Genomic DNA, 23,942 nt, shown 5'->3' with positions numbered 1-23,942 from the left:
TCCTTTAATGTAATCACACCATGTGACATACAATCTCGCTCGCTTTTCCCTATATTCCTTTAAGTGGGTGCTTATCCATTAGCAAATCCTGCCCTGAGCGTATCCTGTGTATCCTTTATCTCTCTTCCTGAGATGTTTTTAAGTATAAGCAGACTAAAAAAAATCGGGAGCAGTGAAATTCAATCTTTTTTGCGTCTTTTTCTGGTAATAATAAATAACTTTTTATTTTTTAATTAGTTACCTTAATTCTGAGTGTTATTTCAACGCGTCTTTACTCAATTTCTGGTAGCTAAGTGAGATATATCTCACAGGTGATTCTCCCGTTTTCTACAACGCTAATTTTATCTTGAGCGTAGTTTCAAATATTCAGGGTGTAAAACGGCACAATTACAGGTAGAATTAGTTGATAATAATTATTGTTTACCTAATGGAGTCTTTATGAAAAAAGCACTTGTTACTATACTGGCAACGCTTACTTGCCTACCAGCAATGGCTGCAGAGGAAGTTAATATCTACTCGTTTAGACAACCTTTTCTGATCCAACCTATTTTGGATGACTTCACCAAGCAAACCGGTATCAAGACCAATGTGGTTTTTGCAAAAAAAGGCTTAATCGAGCGTGTTAAGCGTGAAGGCAAGCATAGCCGTGCCGATCTTGTACTCACTTCAAACTTCAGTGCGCTAATTCAACTTGAAGACGAAAACCTAACACAAGCAATTAACAGCGAAACCGTCACTAAGAATATCCCAGCGAACTTCAGAGATCCTGAAGGTCAGTGGGTTGCGCTTACTAAGCGTGTGCGCAATGTATATTCTGCAAAAGACCGTGTAGGCAAGTTAGATGCGCTTACTTATGAAGCGCTAGCGGATGAACAATACCGCGGTAAAATATGTACGCGCTCAGGTAAACACCCCTATAACCTTGGTTTAGTGGCGTCTATGATTGCCCATCATGGCGAAGCAAAAACCAAAGAATGGCTTGAAGGCGTGAAGAAAAATTTAGCTCGTAAGCCTCAAGGTAACGACCGTGCACAAGTCAAAGCAGTAAAAGAAGGACTGTGTGATTTGGCCATCGGAAACAGCTATTACTTCGGTAAGATGATGGAAGATGAGAAACAAAAAGCCTGGGCCGAAGCGGTATATATCAACTTCCCAAATCAACAAGATCGTGGTTCACATATCAACGTTTCTGGTGTTGTCTTGACCAAGCACGCTAAAAATACAGAAAATGCCTTGAAACTCATTGAGTTTATGACCGACAATAAGGCGCAAAATATGTATGCGTCGATGAATATGGAATACCCGGTTAAACCTGGCGTCGAGTTATCGAAACTTGTGGCATCTTGGGGTGAGTTTAAGGAAGACAGCCTACCATTGTCAGAGATCAGTAAATACCGTCCGTTAGCGCTTAAGCTAATCGATGAGGTAAAATTTGACCTTTAATGCAATTATCATTTTCACTGTCTAAATGGCAGAGTTTTGCGTGGCTGATAGGGCTTAGTCTATCAGTCCCGCTGATGTTTTTAATCTTTGAGTCGCTACAACCTGACTCCGAAGTCTTTGCTCACCTTTGGGATACCGTTCTGTGGGATTATGTCCGCAATACGATTTTGCTGATTGTGGGTGTATGCATCCTTTGCGCTTTAATCGCGCTACCACTTGGCTGGCTAACTGCATATTGTGAATTTCCTGGACGGCGCTTTTTCGAATGGTCGTTGATGCTACCCCTTGCGATGCCAACCTATTTGATTGCTTACGTGTATACCGATTTGCTAGATTATGCAGGGCCTGTTCAAATCGCGCTGCGAGAGTGGTTTGGTTGGCAATCTCCAGACGATTATTGGTTTTTTGATATTCGCACTTTGTCAGGTGCTATCGTGATGATTGCACTGGTGCTTTATCCTTATTTGTTTTTGATTTTTAGAACGGCGCTAAGAGAGCAGTCGTTTAAGCTGGTGCAAGCCAGCCAATTGATGGGCAAGTCGCCTTCACAGAGCTTCTTTAAAGTAAGTTTACCTCTGTCGCGAGGGGCGATTGTGGCGGGGCTGGCACTGATCGCCATGGAAAGCATGGCAGATTTTGCAACCGTACATTACTTTGCTGTGAGCACACTAACCACCGCCGTTTACGATACTTGGTTGGGCTATTATTCACTTACCGCAGCGGCTAAAATTTCAGGCATTATGCTACTATTTTTATTTTTAGCCCTAACACTGGAGCGAGTGAGTCGCCCAACTCAGGTAGTGCATGAGCGCCAATCGAGTGTTAACAGTACCACGCTTTATCATCTTAAAGGCGCGCAGGCTTGGCTCGCTAGCGCTTTTTGTTGGCTTATTCTTATTGCGGCTTTTATCGTGCCTACATGGGTGCTTGCAGATTACGCCGTCGACTATTTTGAACAAGCTTGGAATGACGATTTTTTCTTGTATGCGTGGCAAAGTTTAAAAATAGCGTTTTGGGTGAGTGTGGTGTTAATTATCATGAGCATGCTGGTGGTGTTTAACCAGCGAGTTAGTAGTGGTAAACGGGTCACGCTACCGGGCAAGCTTGCAAGTACCGGATATGCGCTACCGGGCACGGTGCTGGCAATTGCGGTACTTATTCCACTCACTTTATTAGACGACAAGCTAAATGCTTGGCTTGAAGGTACTTCATTTGAGCCTGGCTTGCTGTTCAGCGGGACGATTTTTGCGCTGGTTTTCGCTTACGTTGTACGATTTTATGCGATTTCACAAGGCGCGGTCGAATCAAGTTATCAGCGGATCAGTCCAAGTCTAGATATGGCAAGTTTTTCGTTGGGTCGCAATCGTTTCAAAACCATGTTATCAATACATTTGCCATTGCTGCGTCGCGGTATTTTAACCGCAGCACTGCTGGTTTTTATTGAGTGTATGAAAGAACTTCCAGCGGCATTGTTATTACGACCCTTTAATTATGAAACACTAGCAACACATGTTTTCCAATATGTGAGTGATGAGCAGCTGGAGTTGGCTTCTGTCTCTGCGTTATTTATTGTGTTGGTTGGTTTAATTCCGCTTTATGTTGTAAACCGTTCTATGGAGCAGCGAAGTTAATGCATAGTTTAGTGCTTGAAAATCTCTCTTATCGCTATGACGGTGAAGCCGTTGTGGATAGCCTAAATCTGACCGTAGAACAAAACGAGATTGTTTGTTTGCTTGGTGCCAGTGGCTGCGGTAAAACGACCACGCTGAAGGCGATAGCGGGCTTGATTGAACCATTTCAAGGCTCGGTGAGTATTTTAGGCAAAGCCATGAATGGTCATGGCACTTTTGTACCTCCACAAAAACGCAATATTGGCATGATGTTTCAAGACTATGCGCTGTTCCCACACCTCACTGTGGCGCAAAATGTGGCGTTTGGTTTAACCTCAAAAAGCAAGCGTGAACGTCAAGACCGAGTAGCTGAAATGCTCCATTTGGTGCAGCTGCAAGACTATAGCGACCGCTTTCCACACGAGCTATCAGGTGGCCAGCAACAACGTGTCGCAATTGCGCGAGCACTGGCGTACAAGCCAAATCTGTTGCTGCTTGATGAGCCATTTTCAAATATAGATGCTCAAGTGCGGTTTCAGTTAATTAACGATATTCGCCGTATAATCAAAGATCAGCAAGTTTCCGCGATTTTTGTTAGTCACTCGAAAGAAGAAGCTTTTGCTTTTGCCGATCGGTTGGCAATTATGGATAAAGGGAAGATCGCACAAGTGGGCGAGCCGAGAACGTTGTTCCAACGACCAAAGAGCAAAATGGTTGCTGAGTTTTTGGGTCAGGGAATTTATATTCCTGCACAGCGAATGAATGGCGCTTCGGTAGAAACCCAATTTGGTGCTGTAAAGTCTCTCGTTGAGCTCGGTAATATCGACGCGAAGGGCGAAATGTATGTGAGGCCACAGCACATTACGTTAGAAAACGCCGAGCTTGGCAGCGTTAAAGTACTCAATCAGCGCTTTATGGGAACAGAGTACATTTATCGTGTTGCATTAGAGGGACAAGAGCTCGAAGTCCCGCATCCAGCGCATGAGCCACTCGACTTAAATCAACCAATCTCTTTAAAAATTAAGGCACATGCTGTAAATTTCTTTTCTTAATAGCAAATGAATAAACGCAGGGAGTAGAGCATGGCGCTTGCCCAATCAGGTGTGTGTGCTGAAGCCAATTTGCACGGCTTACACTTGTTCTTCAATGTGCTTGAAGGGCAAGACGAGGCGCTAAGAGCGGCGCTCGCCAATTGTGGACGCTTGCAAGAGGAGTTAGAAGACAGATTCTCTGAGTCTATGCTGTCGAGCTTTATCGCGGTTGGTGCGCAATACTGGCCGCACATTTATCCTGAGTTTATTCCTAAAGAGTTAAAAAGCTTTCCACATATTGTTGAGGCTGAGCACACCGTGCATACTCAGCCTTTTGACTTGCTTTATGTGATCCGCTCCGATCGAGAAGATGTTAATCATATCTTTGCTCAAAGTGTGCTGCATATGCTAAACGGCCTAGTTGAAATGGTGGCACATGTGCGCGCCTTTCGTTTCTTAGACGGTCGTGATTTTAATGGCTTTATTTATGGTGCAGACACACCTAGAGGGCGCAATAAACGGGAAGTTGCACTTGTGCACAACCCGAATGCAGCCGACCATCTTGGTAGTTATATTCACGTACAGCGGGTGAAGTTTGATTTACTGCGCTGGCAGGCGTTGCCGCTCGCTGAGCAAGAGCAATTAATGGGGCGTACACGTCTAGACAATGACCTAATTGAAGATTGCGAACCCTGTAATCATGCGGCATTAACCGAATTGAAAGACGTAAATGGTAATGCGCTACTGCTTAACCAAAGCATGCCATTTGGTGATGTATTTGAACAAGGAAGCTTGTCGCTAAGTTGCAGCGCCAAGGGTGATGCTTTTGAGCAGGTGTTAAGAAGTCGATTGGGTGAAGGGGATGAATACGATCCCATATTGGATTATTCCAGTGCCGATATGGGTTCTGCGTTTTTTGCACCCTCACTAGAGTTTTTGGCGGTGATGGCAAAAATGCCGGAGTAAGTTACTTTTTAACCCGAGTTCAGGTTTTTTAGCTTTACATCTCCAAAGCCCATCCATGGGCTTTGACTTGTTTCGCAAGCGTTTTTCCGCCGTTACAACATATACGGGTTTTTCGCAGGTGATCCGTTACTAACAACAGGTCTTGATTGAATATCCTCCAGCTTTTGTAAAATGTCTTTTAGCTGTTGCTGCTGGACTTGTTCAGCGCTTGAGTTTGCTAAGGTATTTGTCAGCAAAGTGGTGACGGCTTCAAGCGCTTTTGCACTGCTATCATCAACGTGATTGTCGACTTGAATATGCGGTTGTGCCACCGCTTCTAAGCGCTCAGACAGGTTTTCAAATAGCGTATTTTGCTGCTGACCTTGTTGACCCAACGCTTGTTGTATCTGCGCTTGGGTGCTGAGCAAGTCATTGAGTTTGCCAAGGTTAGCGAGTAGCTGCTCGTTGTTCGCAGTGCGTTTGATAGCGTTTTGCAGCCCCGCAATTTCTTCTGCGACTTGTTGCTGTGAAGCTATCAATTGCTTTAGCGGTGTAGCGTAAGGTTGCTGCGTTAAGGCCTCACGTAGCTCAGTTAACTGCGTGGCAAACTCTTGCTCGTTAAGCACTTGAGCCAATTGTTGCAACAGCGCACTGTAATCAAAGCTAAGCTGCTCTTTATCGAGTTTAGCGGCGATTTGCGAAAGGGATTTATTGACAAAGCTTAGTTGTTCAACTGCCAATTGCGCAGGGCTTCCTTCGTCGCTATTGCGGTGCAGGCGGGCATATTCGGCCTTGATTTCATGCCAGCGCGTAGCTTCTTCAGCCGTTAAGGTACCGCGTAATTCAGCCAGTTTCAGTAAGTTTTCTTCGCTGCCTTTGCTAAGTGTTTGTGCTTCACCGCGATAGTGATCTTGAATTAGATTTTCAAGTTCACTGTCATTCATGGCAGCAACCACCTTTTCAGCCATCTTATTCATGTTACGGTAACTGCCTTGTAGCTTAAACGGCGGCTCGGTTCGATAGTTATCATCTTGCGCTGCTGAGGCTATATATTGGGCATTTACTTTGAGCACGGTGTTGCGAATGGTGAGCAGCTTTTTCAGTACGCTGACAATTTCATTCACTTGCGCTTGAGAGTAATTAAATTCCAATTCATTGATGGAGATGTCTTCTCCGTCGGCAATGCGCACTAGCTTGTACAAGTCTTCCATACCACGATTGGCAAGTGGTGCGAGCACCGCATTGGAAGTAAGCGTATTTTCAATAAAGCTCATGGCAAATTCTTGTTCGCAGCCACTGAGAGTGTCACCGAGGTTGTAAATATCCGCACGGTTGGCAAGCATATCTGGGATCTTAAAGGATTCACCGGATTCGGTGTAGGGGTTTCCTGCCATCACAACGGCAAACTTTTTGCCTCTCAGATCATAGGTTTTACTGCGGCCATTCCACACCCCGTCTATGCGTCTTGAACCGTCACATAAAGAGATGAACTTTTGTAAAAACTCGGGGTTGGTGTGCTGAATATCGTCAAGGTACAGCATCACATTATTGCCCATCTCAAAGCTTTGGTTGATCTTCTCAATTTCTTTTGCGGCAGTCGCGTTGATGGCTTGAGCTGGATCTAAAGAGACTTGGTCGTGACCAATGGATGGACAGTTGACCTTAACAAAGGTGAGTCCTAAGCGGTTGGCTACATACTCTATTAGCGTGGTTTTACCATAGCCCGGAGGGGAGATAAGCAGCAACATGCCCATTAAGTCGGTGCGTTTATTGTTTCCTGCAGCCCCTATTTGTTTTGCTAAGTTATCGCCAATAATAGGGAAGTAGACTTTGTCAATCAGCTGGTTACGTACAAATGAGCTTAGTGGTCTGGGTTTAAACTCATCCAATTGCAAGCGCTGCTTTTGTGCCTCAAGCACTTGTGCTTTTAACTGTTGGTACTGTTTGTAGGCCGGAACATGAACCGTGAGATACTCGTTACTACGGGCAAAAAAGTCTGCATAATCTAGGTGTAGCACTTGGTTCTCGATACGTGGATGTTGGCCCATCAAACCTGAAATTTCGGTTTTTATTTCGGCTTCTTTGACTTGGTATGTGATATCTAACTGGGTGGAAAGCAAAATGCAGTTAGCGGCCTCAAGCAAGGTCTCAGTACTTTCATTTTGCTTACTGCCATAGGCGCGCAGCCAGCTGCTTAACAGGCGGCATTTGTCCGCAAGTTTAGTCAAATGCGTTAATGAGTCTTCAAGCTGTTGCCAAACGCCTTTGGCCTTTGCCATCGAGATAAACTGCTCGCTGGTGTGTTTTGCAGGTGAAGCCAAATCAAATTGTCTCGGCTTGACTTGCTTGGCAAGGGCTTTTATTAAGTAAGTTGCGCTTAACTCGCCTGAAAAGCGGTGTAGCTCGGTTAAATAGCTCGATAAATTTTGTTGGCAAAATGCCGTGATCTTTTCACTCAATTCTTTGCTTAGCTGTTGGCTAAAACTATGGTCATCTAACTTCGTTGCCATCAGCTCTGCTTGTGTGGCCTGAAACGCCAATTCAGCTAGCTCAGCCTTGCTTTGTTGAGTATAAAAGAGCTGTGCCGCAATTCGACAGCTGGCAGGGTAGACGAGTAACTCAAGCTGTCGTTTTTGTTTTAGTAAATTAACTAAGATCAGGCTGGCATCTTGATCATGAATGCCTTTTTCATAGCCTTCTTGATATCGAGGTTCTGCAAATTTTTGTACGATAGACAGTAAACTTCCCTCATCAACGGCAAGTTCTAAATCCGCTAGACTAAAGTCGTTGCCATCTTGCTCTGCAGCCGCTAATACTTGAGCTGCAAGGTACTCGCCTCGATATAAGTGACGATTTTCTGAGATCAGGTTTTGCTGCCAGTATGTGCTTGCGTCATTGAGTTGTTGATTGACCTTGGCGTCAGGAATGGTATCAAAATACTCAGTGCCAGTGAGGTGTAACATCAGCTGTTCACCACGAGGCAGCAAAGTCAAATCAAGGATTTGTTTATTGAAACTAAACGCATGTTTGCCGACTTTAACGGTATTGCCACCATCAATATAAATATCTTGCTTGTCTCGCAAAGCGCGGATCGCTTGATCTTTGCAGGCCTTGAGTTTGGCTTGAATATCATCCGCCTTCACTTCATCGCTTAGGCTTTTTAGCTCTTGCGTTAAATCGCGAAGCTTGCCAATCATAGGATCGGAGGCAAAATAGCTATTGATGTCATCTAAGGTTTTAAAACTTTGCGAGCGTCGCGTCACCCCCTGTAAAATCCGCTCTGCTGCGTTTGCTAGGCTCAGCGCGCGGCGCTGTCTTTCGTCAATGAGCTGCTGTTTGTGCGCCTCAAAGCTTTCATAAACGTCATCACGTTTAGCCAAGATCTCTGTTAAAAATTCATCATACTGACTAAATTGAGACTCGAGCTCTTCTAATTGAATGAGTAAGCGAGATAGTTGGTCATCACATTGCTCTGGGGTTTTGGCAGCGCTTAGACCGCTGGTAATACTTTGGCTGAAAAGCTTAAAACGAGCCGCAAATTCGGCTTTTGCTTCAACACTGCCCACGCTCTTTTTCTGGATTTCTAACGCTGCTTTGGCGCGGTTTACTTGACCATAAATGGCGCTGACATCTTCCAAAATTTTAGTGCGAATGCGGCTATCGTCAATGTCGAGATCCAGCATGGTATGGTTGAGCAAATCAAGTTCAGCGCTTAAGGTTTCCAAGGTCGCCAAAAAGCCGTTAAGCTCGGTGACACTCTCTGTTTGCGCTCTGGTTTGCTCTAAGGAGTCTAGCTGCTCGTAGTAGGGCGCCAAAGCACTATCTTGCTGCAAAAACTCCGCGGTTTTATGGCTTAAGCTTAAGGTTTGCTCATCAACCTGCTGCTGCATGGCAGATAGCGCGTCAAGATTGATATACTTCACTTCTTCAAGGCTTATCACTTTGCCTTTTAAGCGTTTGAGAGATTCTAAGCTCTGAACGAATTGCTCTGCTGTTTTAAAGCTATCTGGTCTCACCTCGCGAAGCACATCTTGCATGGCTTGCTCTATTTCGGTTTCTGCGCGCCGAGCGTCGGCCTCAATTTGGCTTACCTTTTCAAATTCGTCTAGTACCTGCTCCGAGGTTTCAAAAATTTCATGTAGTTTTGCTGTGACATCTGCAAAGTCCGCTTCAGCAAGCCAATGATAGCGGTCTAAAATACTGCGGGTGAGAGCAATTAAATCTTCATAATGAAAGACCGTGGGGCTTTGTTCGTTAATGGCTTTGAACACACTGTATAAATCAGAAATTGCACGTACTAAATCCGGATTGCCTATCCGGCCAAATAAGCCGGTTGCTCGAGGGGCTTGTGCGGCAAACTCGCTGCCACAAAATGGGCTTTGCCAGATTTGAATAGGGTGCACGCGCTCAGGCTCAGGCTCTGCTTTAAAGGTTAGCGCTAAGCCATCGTCATAGATACCATAGCCATGACAATAGATAGGATTTTGCAGGTTTTTCTCAATAATATTGTAAGAGAAAAGTGCGTAACGACCCTCGTTTGGTTCGTAGAAGATATACAGTACATCTTCACCATTGGGTGATTTGATCTGGCGATGGAAAATTAAATCGTCCAGTTGGTCGTCAAAATAGCGTGTTTGCCCAGATTGTAAATAATAGCCACCAGGAAAAATAATTCCTTGGTTCTCAGGTAATTGAACACAGGCACCACCCAGCGCATCTTGGCGCAATACCTGTTGGGTGCGGCAATTATAAATAAAATAACGCCATTGTTTTTCTCGGTAGGGAAGTAACTTTAACAACACCATTTCGCCAACTTCGGCAAAACGTAAATCGCAATCTGCGAGTGATTGACTGGCGTCATCAACGGGTTCTTGATAAATACCTTCACCGCTTTGGGTATTGTTTTCTATTTTTACGGTGAGTTTGCCACTCGATACTTCAATAAATACTTTGTCGTTTACATTAATATGTGGGTGACGGCCTTCGACGTGATCGGCGCGATCGGTTTTTTGCCATTCAAAGTCAAAGTTTTCCACTTCGCCTAGGTCACGCTCTCCTCGGTTATCAATGTAATCTAAGGTTTCGTCTTTGGCGATTTGCCAGCGAAACACGCGGACATCAGAGAGCTTTTCGCCAATCTGAAATAGTGCAAAAAGCTTGTTTGATTTAACAAATAGGTGCTGTAGACGGGTGTCTTTGTAATACGTGTATAGTTCGTCGAAGTCCCGTAAGAAACGTTGATCAGTGAGGAATTTGGTTTCTTGCGGGTAAGGTTCTATTTCGTAATGATCTTCTTGCAAGTGTAGCTTTTGTACGGTGAATACATCGCTGACTTGGGTATTTTGTTTAAGCCCCATAAAGACATTATAAGCAAAGATAAGCTTGTCGCCGATCAGTACGATGTCGCGCGGTACGCAGTTATGCTCAGTACGAACTCTTGCTCGACCTTTCACTTTAAGCTCGGTGCTGCCAAAAGTATCAACACGCTGTTGGTTGAGTTTATCTATTTGACTTTTCAGTTCGCTGCCAAAGTTACTAAGTCGGCGTTTAATCAGTTGATAAGAGTCTTGTTCGAGCGTTCGCTCTGGCGCTTGTTGCGTTGCTTCCGTCATTCTTTGCTTTCCTATGTGCGCTGTCGCAAATGGGGGAGAGGAGCCAAGCAGATTGACTCCTCAGGGTTAATTACTCTAGTGGTTCGCTTTGTTTACTGCCATTTAACGAGCCGCCAAGTAACTTGAGTAGCTGCTGTTTGTCCGCATCTGAGCTATTGCTTAGTTGTTGGAAGAACTTACTCATGTTGATGTTTTTTAGCGTTTCCGACGACGCATTAGCACCAGCCAACACCCCTTTTAGGTCGTCCATCAAATTACGCTCACCGTTTAGGTGATCTTTAAATACGGTTTGTACCGTCTTACTTTCGCCGACTAAGCCGTCAATTGACTTGCCCACTGTGATGGCATTCATAAACTGGTTAAAGAACTGGCCGTCGCCGCCCATAAAGTTGATATCAGCACCGCTTAGTGCTTTACCTAATACTTCAGCCTGACTTGCAGAAACTTGTTTGTTTGCCTCGATACTCGCAAGCGTCAGCTCTTTCTGTTGATTTAGCTGTAGTGTAAAGCCTTCGTATTCACGGGCGTCTTTATCCATCTTATTAAGTGCTTCCAGCTTCTCTGTAAGACCTTTGGCTTCTGCTGACATCTTACGCTCAAGGTTGATAGCTTCTGCTTCACCTTGTTTTTCAATTGCTTCAGCCATTGCTGATTGAACCTCAGCTTCTGCTAAACCAATTTCACGTTTGCCTTGTGCCTCGGCTTCACTTTGCTTCTTGGTTGCCTCTGCCATTGCAGCTTGTACTTCGGCTTCGGCGCGGCCAATATCACGTTTGCCTTGTGCTTCGGCTTCTAGTTTTTGCTGTAGCACTTTAGCGTCTGTTTCGCCTTGTATCGCACTAGCAGTTGCTTTTGCCTTGATGATATCTGCTTCTGCAAGACCAGGCGCAGCCGCTTCAACTTGGGCAGCTTCGGCAAGAATCTTCTTCGACTCTGCGGTTTGGTTCGCAATACGTAGTTCTGCTGCGGCCATTTTTTCCATTTCACGGGCTTTAAATTCGGCAGCTTGCTCTTTAGCTTTAGCCGCTTCAATATCTTTAACCAACGCTTCTTCGGCCTCAGCTTGAGCAAGAATAATTTTCGCTTGCTTCTCACGCTCGGCTTCAGCAATACATTGCACGTCTTTGATGCGCTCTTGTTCCTCGGCAACGGTTTTCTCTACGGCAACCCGTTCACGCTGAACATCGGCGATTTCTTTTTGCTCGACTTCCAGTGCTTTGGCTTTTTGGATACGTAAAATTTCGGTTTCGCGTTCGCGTTCGATAATTTCAATTTGGCGAGAACGCGTGACTTTTTCTTCTTCTATGCCGAGTAAGCGAAGGCGATTTTGCTCTGCAACATCGATTTCGCGTTGTTTGTTGTGTTCTGCAATTGCAATTGCTTCGTCTGCTTTGAGGCGTGCTTCTTCGGCTTTTAAGCGCTCTTCATGCTTAACACGTTCAGCTTCAGCGGCTTCACGAGCGCGCACTGATTCGATTTCACGGCGCTGTCTCGCGCTGGCATCTTCTCGTTGACGCTCGACTTCTGCGGCTTTTTCAAAGGCTGCTTGGTTTTGGTTGTCGATTTGCGCTTTTTCATCGCATTTAAGTTGGTTAGTTTCCACGTTTTGGCGCGAGGTTTTTTCGGTAATACGGCGAATACCTTCAGCGTCAAGAATGTTATTTGGATCTAACTTTTCGATAGAGGTTTGTTCAAGATAATCAATCGCCACATCCTCTAACGTATAGCCAGATAAATCTTGTCCAATCACTTCTTTAATAGAATCTCGGAACTCATTACGATGTGTAAATAGCTCCTCAAAATTCATGCGCTTACCAACGGTTTTCAAGGCTTCGGAGAATTTTGCCTCAAATAATGCTTGTAAGGTTTCTGGTGCAGATGCGCGGGCACAGCCAACTTGTTTCGCAACACGTAGGATATCTTCTTTGTTTTCGTTTACGCGAATGTAAAAAGTAATGGCGATGTCAGCACGGATATTATCTTTACAGATCAGGCCGCTGTTTTCACGACGCTCTAATACCATGCGATTAGTTGAAATATCCATGACTTCCATTTTATGGATCACAGGTAGTACGATGCCGCCCGTTGTCGTAACATCAGGTTCGTTTTTCATCTTGTTGATGATCAGTGCCTGACCTTGTTCAACCTTGCGGTAGAACTTTCCAATCAGAAGTAGAATGGCAAAAATAATGACGATGGATATACCCACGATTGTGAGCACTGGTCCGAGGTTGTTTAGAAATTCCATGTTTTTTCCTGCGTTGCGCTATGTTGTTTGAGTTGGTATTAGCTGTATCAACTCGTTCCTAAATTCCGTTATTTTCTGTATTATTACCAAGGTTTAGCCACAATAGTGTAGCTATGTGTAAGGGGGTCGTGTTCGATAAGTAAGGCACTGTCTCCTAGTGTGAAGGTGTTATCTTCATCCGAGCGTACTTCAATGAGTTGATCCGTTCCTTGAATATATACTCGGGCTTGGCCAAAAGTGTTACTGACTCTTGATGTTGCAATGACGCATTCGAGCCCAACCAGCGCTTGCTTCGATGTGGTTTCTTGGCTTTCGAAAAAGCGCCGTAATGGCCGTACAATCACGGCGGTTAGTGGTAGTGCAACAATGAGGCTGACGAGCATAAATGCCGTTCCCACCAGGTAGTAAAAAATGCCATTACCCAGTAGGTAAGCAAAAAATTGTTGTACATAAATACTGACAATCCAGCCCAGCGCGATGATTAGGCTCAGTGAAATACTCACTGGGACGCCACCAAAAGCAACCTCCCAAAAAGAACCAGAACTTGCGCCTTCGGCTTCAATATCAACATCGCCTTCTAAGATATCGATATCAGCAAAACCGAGTAAAGCAATTAACCAGAACAATAGCACTATGAGTAATAGTGTTGAAAAAATAACAGTGGGAAACGTAAATACAGTATTTAAAAATTCCATTGTTGCTCCTTGACTCCTTGCTTTTCCTTTTTAAGTGGTTAAGTAAGCAAGTAAACTGGCCCACTCAACGTCATCAGGCGCTTTTTGGGCCTATCAAAGCGGTGAGTTCCGCATCATAGGATAGTGAGATGAATGAGTGAAAAGAATAGCGTGCGTGTCCGATGGGTTATAGACATCGCAGGAAACAAGTCCGAGAAGCTAGTCAATCTGCTTAAAAACTATCCATGCGTAGTGAGAAAAATCTCACCTTGCGTTTCTAAAGTTGCCACACAAGGACATATTATGTCAAACATTTTTTTGCTGTAAAGATAAGCAGTTTATTCTGTTTATTGTGATAGTGGGAAAGCGTGTTTGTTGGGAGGAAAGTACCAGAGTAAGTGCTAACTTGTGAGTTAGCACCGATAAAAATAATAGACTAAACGTTATCGAACAGCGTTTTTACTTTATCTAGAGTAACGTCGATTTCAGATACTTTGGCAGGCGCAATAAAAATCGTGTCATCGCCAGCAATGGTACCTAATACACCATCTGCGGTGCCTAATGAGTCAAGTAGTCTTGCAATTAATTGTGCAGCACCAGGACTGGTTCGAATAATAATCATCATTTCGTTGTGCATAATATCAACGACTAACTGACGCAAAGGGCTTTTTGCTGTTGGAACGCTCATTTCTGCGGGTAAACAGTAAACCATTTCTTGCTTAGCATTACGTGTACGTACAGCACCAAACTTGCTCAGCATGCGCGATACTTTACTCTGACTGACGTTGTCAAAACCTTGTTGTTTTAGAGCATCAACAATTTCACCTTGAGAGCCAAAGTTTTCTTCTTTTAAAATGGCTTTAAATGCTTTGATCAGTGCTTCTTGTTTTTCTTGCGGCTGCATAGTCTGTCTTCTTTTACGGCTAATCTTTAAATTCTACACAAAACCACCGAGATTCCCAAATTTGCGCGACCAAAATGGCAGTCGTAAAGCATAAGTGGACAAAGTGTCGCGATCTTTACACTTTTATTTAAGACATTAGTCAAAAAATCTCGAAAATAACCGTGATTAATTTGTGTTTAACAGCGCTTTTCATTATCTTTACTGCACACTCAATTCCACCTTCAAATTATGGAGAATTCAAATGAAAGTTGCTGTATTAGGTGCCGCTGGCGGTATCGGTCAAGCTCTATCTTTATTGCTTAAAAATGGTCTTCCAGCTGGCTCGGAGTTAGCGCTTTATGACGTTGCACCTGTTGTACCTGGTGTTGCAGTTGACTTATCTCACATCCCAACTGCGGTAAAAGTAGCGGGTTATGGTAAAGACGACCTAGACCCGGCTCTTGCAGGTGCTGACGTAGTGCTTATCCCTGCTGGTATGCCTCGTAAGCCTGGTATGGACCGTGCTGACCTTTTCAACGTTAACGCAGGTATCATCAAGACACTTGCTGAAGGTATCGTTAGAAGCTGCCCTAAAGCACTTGTTGGTATCATCACAAACCCAGTAAATGGGACGGTACCAATCGTTGCTGAAGTGTTCAAAAAAGCAGGTACTTATGATCCAGCTCGCGTATTCGGTGTAACAACCCTTGACGTTATCCGCGCTGAAACCTTCATCGCAGAGCTTAAAGGTCTAGACGTTGCTGAAGTTAAGATCCCAGTAATTGGTGGTCACTCAGGTACTACAATTCTACCTCTACTTTCTCAAGTTGAAGGTGTTGAGTTCACTGACGAAGAAGTTGCTGCACTAACAACTCGTATCCAAAACGCGGGTACTGAAGTGGTTGAAGCTAAAGCGGGTGGCGGTTCAGCTACACTTTCAATGGGAGCAGCAGCAGCACGTTTCTGCTTCTCACTAGTGAAAGGTCTACAAGGTGAAGAAGTACTTGAGTACGCATACGTTGAAGGTAACACAGGCGATGCAACATTCTTTGCACAGCCAGTTATCCTTGGTAAAAACGGTGTAGAGCAGTTACTTCCTTACGGTGAGCTAAGCGCGTTTGAGCAAAAAGCAAAAGACGACATGCTAGCGACACTTGAAAAAGACATCAAAGAAGGTGTTGATTTCATGGCGTAAGCCAGATTGATACAAAAAAACCAGTCGCTTCACAGTGACTGGTTTTTTTATGTGTGATTATTCTTAGTGAAGAATACGTGCTCTGATAGTTCCTTCAACTGCACTTAACTCTTTCAACGCCACTTCAGAGTGGTCGCTATCGACGTCGATAACCACGTAACCAATAGATTCATCCGTTTGTAGGTATTGCGCCGCAATATTGATACCGTGCTGAGCGAACGCTTGGTTGATTTGTGTTAGTACGCCTGGGCGGTTTACGTGTACGTGTAATAAACGACTTCGGTTTGATAATTCAGGTAAAGAAACCTCAGGGAAGTTAACTGCCGTGACTGTTGAACCGTTATCTGAATATTTCGCCAACTTACCCGCGACTTCTACACCGATGTTTTCTTGTGCTTCTTGGGTAGAACCACCAACGTGTGGGGTTAGCAGTACATTGTCAAACTCGCGTAGTGGTGAGACGAATTCTTCATGATTAGATTTTGGCTCAACGGGGAATACATCAATAGCAGCGCCGGAAAGCTTCTTGGCCGCCAATGCTTCAGCTAAGGCGTCGATATCAACAACCGTTCCACGTGATGCGTTAATTAGGATTGCGCCTTGCTTCATCACTTCAATTTCAGCCATGCCGATAAGGTTTTTGGTCTGTGATGTCTCCGGTACATGCAAACTGACCACGTCCGCTCTTTGTAACAATTGCGTAAGCGTGTGTAACTGCGTTGCGTTGCCGAGCGTGAGCTTATCTTCGATGTCATAAAACTCGACGTTCATCCCGATATTCTCAGCCATAATGCCAAGCTGGGTGCCAATGTGACCATAACCAATAATACCTAGCGTTTTACCACGAGCTTCGTATGAACCGTCGGCAGATTTATCCCACTCACCGCGATGCGCCTTTGCGTTACGCTCAGGAACACGGCGCAATAACAAGAGAATTTCACCTAGTACGAGCTCAGCCACAGAGCGGGTGTTAGAAAATGGTGCGTTGAATACGGCGATACCACGTTTTTTAGCGGCATCCAAATCCACTTGGTTGGTGCCGATGCAGAAACAGCCAACAGCGACCAGCTTTTCAGCCTGTTCTAATACTGCTTCCGTAAGGTGGGTACGTGAGCGGATCCCGACAAAGTGAGCATCTTTGATCCGCTCGATCAGCTCAGGCTCCGGTAAGGATGTTTTAACGTAGTCTATGTTGCTATAACCGTTGCGCTTTAGTGTCTCAACGGCGCTTTGGTGCACGCCTTCTAACAACAAAATTCGAATTTTATCCTTTGATAACGAAACCTTGCTCATCTGTAATCTCACTAGTTGATTTTAGGCCCTTCTGGAGTGCCTGTTATTACAACGTCAGCGCCACGCGCGGCAAATAAGCCATTAGTCACGACGCCAACAATCTGGTTAATTTTTTCTTCAAGCGCTTTTGCTGCGCTAATTTCTAGGCCATGCACATCAAGAATGACATTGCCGTTATCAGTGATAACGCCTTGGCGGTAAACTGGATCGCCACCTAGTTTTAGTAACTCTCTTGCCACGTAGCTACGCGCCATTGGGATCACTTCAACAGGTAGTGGAAATGCGCCTAGCGTCTCAACATGCTTTGTATTATCAACGATACAAACAAATTTCTTGGCAACGGCTGCAACGATTTTCTCGCGTGTCAGTGCTGCGCCACCGCCTTTTATCATTTCATTGGTGCTGTTGATTTCATCTGCGCCATCAACATATACCGCAAGCTCTGACACATCGTTTAGCTCGAAAACTTCAATACCAAGTGCTTTTAGCTTCTCTGTTGAAGCTTCAGAGCTTGATACTGCCCCTTTGATTTGATCCTTGATACTGCCAAGCGCATCAATAAAGTGGTTTACCGTTGAGCCTGTACCAACCCCAACAATGGTGTTTTCTTCTACATAGTTCAAAGCTGCCCATGCTGCGGCTTTTTTCATTTCATCTTGAGTCATAACGCTACACTTAGTTGTCATTGAAGTTGTATGGAGTATAACTCAATCAAAGTGTCAGCGTCATGGTCAAAAGTGCCTCAAAATGCGCTTAACTATTTGCCTGCTCAATTATTTTTTGGCCAAGTGTACAGTTTGGTCGGAGTGAGGATAGTTGGGAGCGGTACATCCCAAGCTGCTGTTGGTAAGCTCGGAACTTGCTGGCAATCATGAGCAAGGCCAACAAGTGCTGGTTTAGCTCGCTGCTCAGCGTAGTGTAACGCTAAAGTTCTATCGTAGTACCCACCGCCCATACCGAGGCGATTACCTTGCTCATCAAAAGCAACCAGAGGCATCAAAAGTAAATCCAGTGATGCAAGCGGTGCCACAGCTGAACAATCTAACTTAGGTTCCAAGATAGCATAGCGATTTGCCTTCATGGGTGAGTTTTTTTCATACTTCTGGAAGAGTAAATTTGCAGGGTTGAAGGGATGGATTACGGGTAAGAAAACCTGATGATTTTTATCCCAAAGCGATTGAATTAAAAGGGATGTATCTAGTTCGCCATCGTTTTGAATATAGACCCCTATATTGGCATTTTTTGGGAGGTTTATTTGTTGAAAAAAATTAATGTTGAGATGTGCCGCGGCTGTCTTCTGTTGCTCTGCTGATAGCGAGTTTCTTGCGTTTCTAATCATTTTTCTCAAATCAGCACGAGTAACTTGAGATTTATTTATGTTGTTATTAGTTTTATTCATTCTAACGCGAGCCACTCAGGGAAAAACAAACTTACACCAAGCAGAATAAATAAAATAATTAATACAGCGAGCAGATAATATAGCCAAGTTTTAGATTTAGCCGGAGGGCTAGGCTCAAAGTCCAGCTCATCGAATAGCTCCTTCGTCTCCCACTCTTCGTCTGTTGTATCTTCAATTTCAGTATGAGCGGTTGGTGCTACGCGTTGCTCAAGTTCTTCTAATCGCTCTTCGATACGTATTAGACTGCTTGTGATGTAATCCAGCGCTTCAAATACGCGCTCTTGATCTGCGTTAGTTGGGGTAGCGGCTGTTTGGCTTTGTAGCTTGGCGTTGATCCCCGCGCTTGCAAGTAATTTTACCTGTTTTAGCGCTTTGGCTTTATCTGCAGGAGCAAACAAGTTTTTGCCAGCGTAAAATTGCTGGATCTTTGAGGGTGAGGTTTTCAACCTGTCTGCCATCGCGATAGCGGCGCTTTGTTGATCCTTACCGTCGGCCATGCCAACGAAGACGACTTTAAACTGCTCGTTCATGGTGCGTGCCTAAGTTGTAGAGAGATAGTATTGAGTATATCTAGATTATAGGTAACTGTAGAAGGATAAAAGGAAATTTTTGCAACCTGGTAAGCATTAAGATAAGTGACCGCTTGCGCGGCCACAATGGGTTGGGAATTTAGTAAAGCGCTGACTGATCCGCCTTGGGTGTTGTTTTTAAGATAAACTCGCGGAGATCTTCGTTCGATTTTTGTAAATCTTCATGACGCAGGTACATCATGTGCCCGGAGCGGTAACCTTTAAAGCTTAAGCGATCACGCATTTTTCCGCTCGGATCGAGTTGCCACATATTGTACTTGGCATCAAAGTAATTCGTTGCGCCATCGTAGTAGCCAGACTGGATCATCACGTTTAGGTAAGGGTTTTGTGCCATCGCTAATCGTAATTGTTCACCGACATTATTATCGCTGCTATCCCAAGGGTGAACTGAACCAAACATATTATATTTTACATCGGTTTTATAGTTGAGTTCTGTAGCGAAGTAATGATTAATCGCTGGCGTAAATGAGTGCAACCAAGAGGTCAGCTCAGGCCAATAATCAGGGCGAGAACCAGCGTCTCTTTTATCAATACCAAGATAGCGTGAGTCCAACCGACCTAGGGTATAGCCACGCTCACGCAATAGCTCTTTCCAAAATGCCGCAGTAGGAATATCTAGGTTGTTTTGAGCTACAAAGCGCTCGCTTAAGCCACTATATTTAGCAACGGCCTGTGTCACACTTTGCTTTTCTTGGGCACTGATAAATGCGCCTTTGGCGAGTGCGGGAAGATACTGATCAACCGTATATTGTTCAACCTCTGCAAGTACTTCGAGTAAATCTTTATTTTGCAATTCAGAAGACAGCGCTTTGTGGTACCAAGCGGCGGCAGCGTAATACGGTAAACGGTTTGCCACTTCAACCGGACCTTCTCGTTTAATGCCGATTTCTGTAGGAGATACCAACACCACGCCATTGAGATAAAGCCACTGATTGTTTTGCATCGCGTGCGCAAGACCTGACACTCGAGTCGTGCCGTAGCTCTCACCAATCAGGTACTTAGGAGAAAGCATACGCTCATTGCGATGAATAAATGTATTGAGCCATTCGGCTAAGTACTTCACGTCCGCGTTGACGCCAAAAAACATCTTTGTTTGTTCGGCTTTACTCGGATATTTACCTTCAGCATTTTTGAGTACGCGAGAATAACCTGTGTTGACTGGGTTTACATAAACAATATCGGCAACATCTAGCACTGAATATGGGTTGTCTTTCAAGCCGTAAGGTTGCAGTGGATATCCTTCGTCATCAATTTTTAATACTCTTGGGCCAGTATAGGCAATGTGCATCCACACGGAAGCAGAGCCCGGACCACCGTTAAATGAGATCAGCAGCGGACGTTTGCTCATATCTTTGATTTTTGTGCGCTTGTAGTAGGTGTAATGCAACGTTGCAACTGCGTCGCCGTTTTCATTCCACACCGGCTGCGTGCCTGTTGTCGCGGTGTAGTTAATACGTTCACCTTTTATTTCGGCTCTATGCTCAGTTGTTATTTTATGATCTATCTCAATTGCGCGGTTGTGCTCTTCAGCTATGCTTGGTGCTGAGAGTAGGGCACAACTCACGAGCAATAGTGGTAGTAGTTTTTTCATTGCTTCCTCGGTATTGCATTAGGTATGTCTGCATTAAAGAAGTATTTCATCTGAAATTCAAAGCCGTTGAGACAAACTCAACAAAAAAAACGGCAGGTTTGAAAAATAGGCTGTTGTAACCTCGTTTATCGAAAAGTAACGAATTTGAGCCGATTTGGTTTTTTTTAGTGCAAGATTCGCGTATATTTAATACTTAATTATGTAGTAATAAAGTATTTAGCCTCGTTAAATTCTTGTTTCACTGCGCTTCTCGTTGTACTTAAGAGATCTCAATCCATGCAAAGAATTTTAATTGTTGAAGACAGTAAAGTCGTACAACAGGTATTGCGACACCTTGCTGCTCAGCATCTAGATGTCGAAATCGATTTTGCTTGGTCCCTCAAGGAAAGTAAGGACTTCTTAGCACAGCACCAATATACATTGGCGCTGGTAGATTTAACGCTGCCCGATGCGATGGACGCAGAGGTCGTGCAGCTCACGCTTAGCCACAAAATACCCACCGTGGTGTTGACCTCAAAAATAGATGAATATAGCCGCCAGCAAATGCTTGAAATGGGTGTGGTGGATTATGTGATTAAAGATAACCGCGATTCATACCTATACGCGGTCAAGTTAGCATCTAGACTATTGAGAAACCAAGGTTGCAAGGCGCTGATCGCCGATGATTCTGTGATCAGTCGAGCGGTAATGAAGCAGATGCTTGAAAAGCAATTATTTACAGTGCTTGAGGCGCAAGATGGCGAACAGGCATTGGAGATGTTGCTATCTGACCATGAAATTAAGCTACTGCTGACGGACTTTGCGATGCCGACGATGGATGGCTTTGAGTTGGTAAAATCCGTTCGTAATAGTCGTGGACGAGATGAGTTGGCGATTATTGGTCTGTCTGGCGCAGGAAGTCATGGCTTGTCAGCAAAGTTTATCAAATACGGCGCCAATGACTTTTTGGCAAAACCTTTTATGAGTGAAGAGTTTCATTGTCGTATCATGCAGACGATGGAACAGCTCAATTTGATCGCAGAAATCAAAGAATATGCGCATCGAGACTATTTAACAGGGCTTTATAACCGCCGCTATTTTTGTCAGCAAGCAGAGCGTTTAATCAAGAACAAACCGAGCCAGCATATATTGGCATTGTTAGACCTCGATCACTTTAAGTCTATTAATGATCAATATGGTCATGAAAGCGGTGATGATGTACTTAAACAAGTTGCTGATTTACTGCGTAGTGCATTTGGTCACTACATTGTCGCACGTATTGGTGGGGAAGAGTTTGCTTTGCTTATTCCAAGCTCAGATATGAAGATGGCAAAGCACATGCTAGAAGACTTTAGAGAGCGCCTTGCACAGCAAGCATTCAAAATTCCTGAGGGTAAGCATTATTGCACCATCAGTATTGGCCTCGCGGCTTGCCAATCAAAGAGTTTAAGCGAAGTAATGCGCAAGGCAGATAAGGCGCTCTACAAAGCGAAGGACAAACAACGAAATTGCGTTATCGCGCATTAGCTTTTCGTTATTTGGGTGTTTATGCACCAACTCAGTTCAGACTTAATATCAATGCACCTAGATGGTGCATTTTTTATGCGTGAAATTCCACCTCCCACTTTAATTCATTGTTAATTAAGGAATAAAAAATTTGGCATAAAGGTTGGATTACTGCATACAACAGGATCAACTGTCCTAAGGGGACTCAGCATGAAAATGATAAGTGCAATAATAAAACCATTTAAGCTTGATGAGGTACGTGAAGCGTTAGCCGATCTAGGGATTGAAGGTATGACGGTTGTTGACGTTAAAGGGTTTGGACGTCAGCGCGGTCATACCGAACTGTATCGCGGTGCAGAATATCAAGTCGATTTCATTCCAAAAATAAAAATAGAAATTGCGACGTTAAGCGAAAACGCCGAGCGTGTTGTGGAAACGGTTACAAAGGCTGCGTTCACTGGAAAAATTGGTGACGGAAAAATCTTTGTTTACGACTTAGATCAAGTTGTTCGGATCCGTACCGGCGAACTTGATGAAGAAGCCATTTAAGGGGAGCCAAGCAATGGAAAATACAATAATAGAACTAAAATTTTCATTAAATACCTTTTACTTTTTGATCTCTGGTGTTTTAGTTATGTGGATGGCTGCCGGATTCGCTATGCTTGAAGCGGGATTAGTACGCTCAAAAAATACCACTGAAATCCTTACCAAGAACGTCGCACTGTACGCCATTGCTTGTACTATGTATCTGCTTATTGGTTACAACATCATGTATGTCGATAATGCCGAAGGTGGGGTTTTACCAAGTCTTGGTGCGCTCATTGGCAGTGCTGCTGATGATGCCGACCATGCACTGCAATCCGACTTTTTCTTCCAAGTGGTATTTGTTGCAACGGCTATGTCAATTGTCTCTGGCGCTGTTGCCGAGCGTATGAAATTGTGGGCGTTTTTAGCATTTTGTGTGGTGTTAACTGGTTTTATCTACCCGTTAGAAGGCTATTGGACGTGGGGCGGTGGTTTCTTATCTGAGCTTGGCTTTGTTGACTTTGCCGGTTCAGCCATTGTGCATGGTGCCGGTGCTGCTGCGGCACTAGCGGGTGTTCTGTTACTTGGTGCGCGCAAAGGAAAATATGGCAAAAATGGTGAGATTTACCCAATTCCTGGTTCCAACATGCCACTGGCTACACTAGGCACCTTTATTTTGTGGATGGGATGGTTTGGCTTTAACGGTGGCTCTCAACTGTTCCTTGCCGACAAAGAAAATGCCATCGCGGTCAGCCAAATCATGCTAAATACCAATGCGGCGGCGGCGGCAGGTGCGGTTGCTGCACTGTTGGTGTGTAAATTAATGTGGGGCAAGGCGGATTTAACTATGGTACTTAATGGTGCGCTAGCAGGTCTGGTGACTATTACCGCTGAGCCTGCCTCTCCAACACCTGTATTAGCGCTTATTCTCGGTGCCATAGGCGGTGCATTGGTGGTGTTTAGTATCGTTGCACTAGATAAGGCAAAAATTGATGATCCTGTCGGTGCTATCTCTGTTCACGGTATATGTGGTGCGCTAGGTGTGATGATGGTGCCATTTTCAAACTCAGACGCTACTTTCCAAGGTCAGGCTGTGGGACTTATCACTATTTTAGGTTTTGTTTTCATTGCTTCTTATATTGTCTGGAGTGTATTGAAAGCGAGCATGGGGATCCGCGTTGGCGAAGAAGAAGAACTAAGCGGTATGGATCAACATGATTGCGGCGTAGATGCCTATCCCGAGTTCGTGACAGTTCGCGGACAATAATACCAATTTGGCTCTCAGTCAATATTGTAAAGTTCTCGTTGTCTAAACAAAGTGAGTCCAACAGGGCTCACTTTTCTTTATATATATTATTCTACTTTCAGCAGTTGTTAATTTAGGTTACCCTACCATCTTGCGATTCATTTTTTAGTTT

General features: G+C 44.3%; 17 protein-coding genes. 8 read left to right on the top strand and 9 right to left on the bottom strand.

Annotation, left to right across the window (positions count from 1 at the left end; all coding sequences use genetic code 11):
• Positions 1-438 precede the first annotated feature (438 nt).
• From PNC201_RS13805 to PNC201_RS13790, 4 genes are read left to right on the top strand one after another with little or no spacing between them, the layout of a single operon-like run.
• A complete protein-coding gene (locus tag PNC201_RS13805; protein ID WP_039493791.1) occupies positions 439-1,443 on the top strand; it encodes a Fe(3+) ABC transporter substrate-binding protein in 1,005 nt (334 codons plus the stop codon).
• Positions 1,443-3,074 carry an ABC transporter permease gene (locus PNC201_RS13800; RefSeq protein ID WP_102057385.1) on the top strand — a complete coding sequence of 544 codons (1,632 nt, stop codon included), beginning with the start codon at positions 1,443-1,445 and terminating at the stop codon, positions 3,072-3,074. Before PNC201_RS13805 ends, PNC201_RS13800 begins: the two co-directional genes overlap by 1 nt.
• Positions 3,074-4,105, top strand: a complete 1,032-nt coding sequence (locus PNC201_RS13795; RefSeq protein WP_102057384.1) for an ABC transporter ATP-binding protein — start codon at positions 3,074-3,076, stop codon at positions 4,103-4,105. Before PNC201_RS13800 ends, PNC201_RS13795 begins: the two co-directional genes overlap by 1 nt.
• Before the next feature lie 30 nt (positions 4,106-4,135).
• A complete protein-coding gene (locus PNC201_RS13790) occupies positions 4,136-5,050 on the top strand; it encodes a Dyp-type peroxidase (protein ID WP_102057383.1) in 915 nt (304 codons plus the stop codon).
• Positions 5,051-5,142: 92 nt separating this feature from the next.
• Here PNC201_RS13790 and PNC201_RS13785 read toward each other — a convergent pair whose 3' ends face one another.
• The 4 genes from PNC201_RS13785 to argR all read right to left on the bottom strand — a co-directional run bounded on the left by PNC201_RS13785 (position 5,143) and on the right by argR (position 14,467).
• Positions 5,143-10,641: a DNA repair ATPase gene (locus PNC201_RS13785; RefSeq protein ID WP_102057382.1), complete on the bottom strand. Its 5,499-nt coding sequence runs from the start codon at positions 10,639-10,641 to the stop codon at positions 5,143-5,145.
• Positions 10,642-10,711: 70 nt separating this feature from the next.
• The gene (locus PNC201_RS13780; RefSeq protein ID WP_102057381.1) at positions 10,712-12,889 is read right to left on the bottom strand and encodes an SPFH domain-containing protein; all 2,178 of its coding nucleotides are present in this window, start codon (positions 12,887-12,889) and stop codon (positions 10,712-10,714) included.
• Positions 12,890-12,972: 83 nt separating this feature from the next.
• On the bottom strand, positions 12,973-13,584 hold the full coding sequence (locus PNC201_RS13775; RefSeq protein WP_010606077.1) for an OB-fold-containig protein: 612 nt from the start codon (positions 13,582-13,584) through the stop codon (positions 12,973-12,975).
• A gap of 415 nt (positions 13,585-13,999) precedes the next feature.
• Positions 14,000-14,467 (bottom strand): transcriptional regulator ArgR, encoded by a 468-nt coding sequence (gene argR / locus PNC201_RS13770; RefSeq protein ID WP_010372285.1) that lies wholly within the window; start codon positions 14,465-14,467, stop codon positions 14,000-14,002.
• Between the two features lie 241 nt (positions 14,468-14,708).
• Between argR and mdh the strand changes: the two genes are divergently transcribed.
• The gene (gene mdh, locus PNC201_RS13765) at positions 14,709-15,641 is read left to right on the top strand and encodes a malate dehydrogenase (RefSeq protein ID WP_095729865.1); all 933 of its coding nucleotides are present in this window, start codon (positions 14,709-14,711) and stop codon (positions 15,639-15,641) included.
• 63 nt (positions 15,642-15,704) lie between these two features.
• Here the strand turns inward: mdh and serA are convergent, their stop codons facing one another.
• The 5 genes from serA to PNC201_RS13740 all read right to left on the bottom strand — a co-directional run bounded on the left by serA (position 15,705) and on the right by PNC201_RS13740 (position 20,514).
• Complete coding sequence (gene serA / locus PNC201_RS13760) at positions 15,705-16,934, bottom strand: phosphoglycerate dehydrogenase (protein WP_039493776.1); 1,230 nt, start codon at positions 16,932-16,934, stop codon at positions 15,705-15,707.
• A gap of 11 nt (positions 16,935-16,945) precedes the next feature.
• Positions 16,946-17,599, bottom strand: a complete 654-nt coding sequence (gene rpiA / locus PNC201_RS13755; RefSeq protein ID WP_010372275.1) for a ribose-5-phosphate isomerase RpiA — start codon at positions 17,597-17,599, stop codon at positions 16,946-16,948.
• A 104-nt stretch (positions 17,600-17,703) separates the two neighbouring features.
• Complete coding sequence (locus PNC201_RS13750) at positions 17,704-18,333, bottom strand: 5-formyltetrahydrofolate cyclo-ligase (RefSeq protein WP_102057380.1); 630 nt, start codon at positions 18,331-18,333, stop codon at positions 17,704-17,706.
• The gene (locus tag PNC201_RS13745; protein ID WP_010606079.1) at positions 18,330-18,863 is read right to left on the bottom strand and encodes a hypothetical protein; all 534 of its coding nucleotides are present in this window, start codon (positions 18,861-18,863) and stop codon (positions 18,330-18,332) included. The genes PNC201_RS13750 and PNC201_RS13745 overlap by 4 nt, the downstream gene beginning before the upstream one ends.
• Positions 18,864-19,002: 139 nt before the next feature.
• Entirely contained in the window at positions 19,003-20,514 is a 1,512-nt protein-coding gene (locus tag PNC201_RS13740) for a S10 family peptidase (RefSeq protein ID WP_102057379.1), read from the bottom strand.
• Positions 20,515-20,790: 276 nt separating this feature from the next.
• On the opposite strand from PNC201_RS13740, the gene PNC201_RS13735 reads away from it, so the two are divergent.
• The 3 genes from PNC201_RS13735 to PNC201_RS13725 all read left to right on the top strand — a co-directional run bounded on the left by PNC201_RS13735 (position 20,791) and on the right by PNC201_RS13725 (position 23,791).
• Positions 20,791-22,020 carry a GGDEF domain-containing response regulator gene (locus PNC201_RS13735; RefSeq protein WP_010372263.1) on the top strand — a complete coding sequence of 410 codons (1,230 nt, stop codon included), beginning with the start codon at positions 20,791-20,793 and terminating at the stop codon, positions 22,018-22,020.
• A 189-nt stretch (positions 22,021-22,209) separates the two neighbouring features.
• Entirely contained in the window at positions 22,210-22,548 is a 339-nt protein-coding gene (locus tag PNC201_RS13730) for a P-II family nitrogen regulator (protein ID WP_010372259.1), read from the top strand.
• A gap of 13 nt (positions 22,549-22,561) precedes the next feature.
• Positions 22,562-23,791 carry an ammonium transporter gene (locus PNC201_RS13725; protein WP_010606081.1) on the top strand — a complete coding sequence of 410 codons (1,230 nt, stop codon included), beginning with the start codon at positions 22,562-22,564 and terminating at the stop codon, positions 23,789-23,791.
• Positions 23,792-23,942 lie beyond the last annotated feature (151 nt).

Origin of the sequence: Pseudoalteromonas sp. NC201 (assembly GCF_002850255.1) — a bacterium.
In the GTDB taxonomy this organism is placed as follows: domain Bacteria; phylum Pseudomonadota; class Gammaproteobacteria; order Enterobacterales; family Alteromonadaceae; genus Pseudoalteromonas.
The sequence above is the reverse complement of the archived record's forward strand: the minus strand, read 5'-3'. Positions and strand labels throughout refer to the sequence as shown.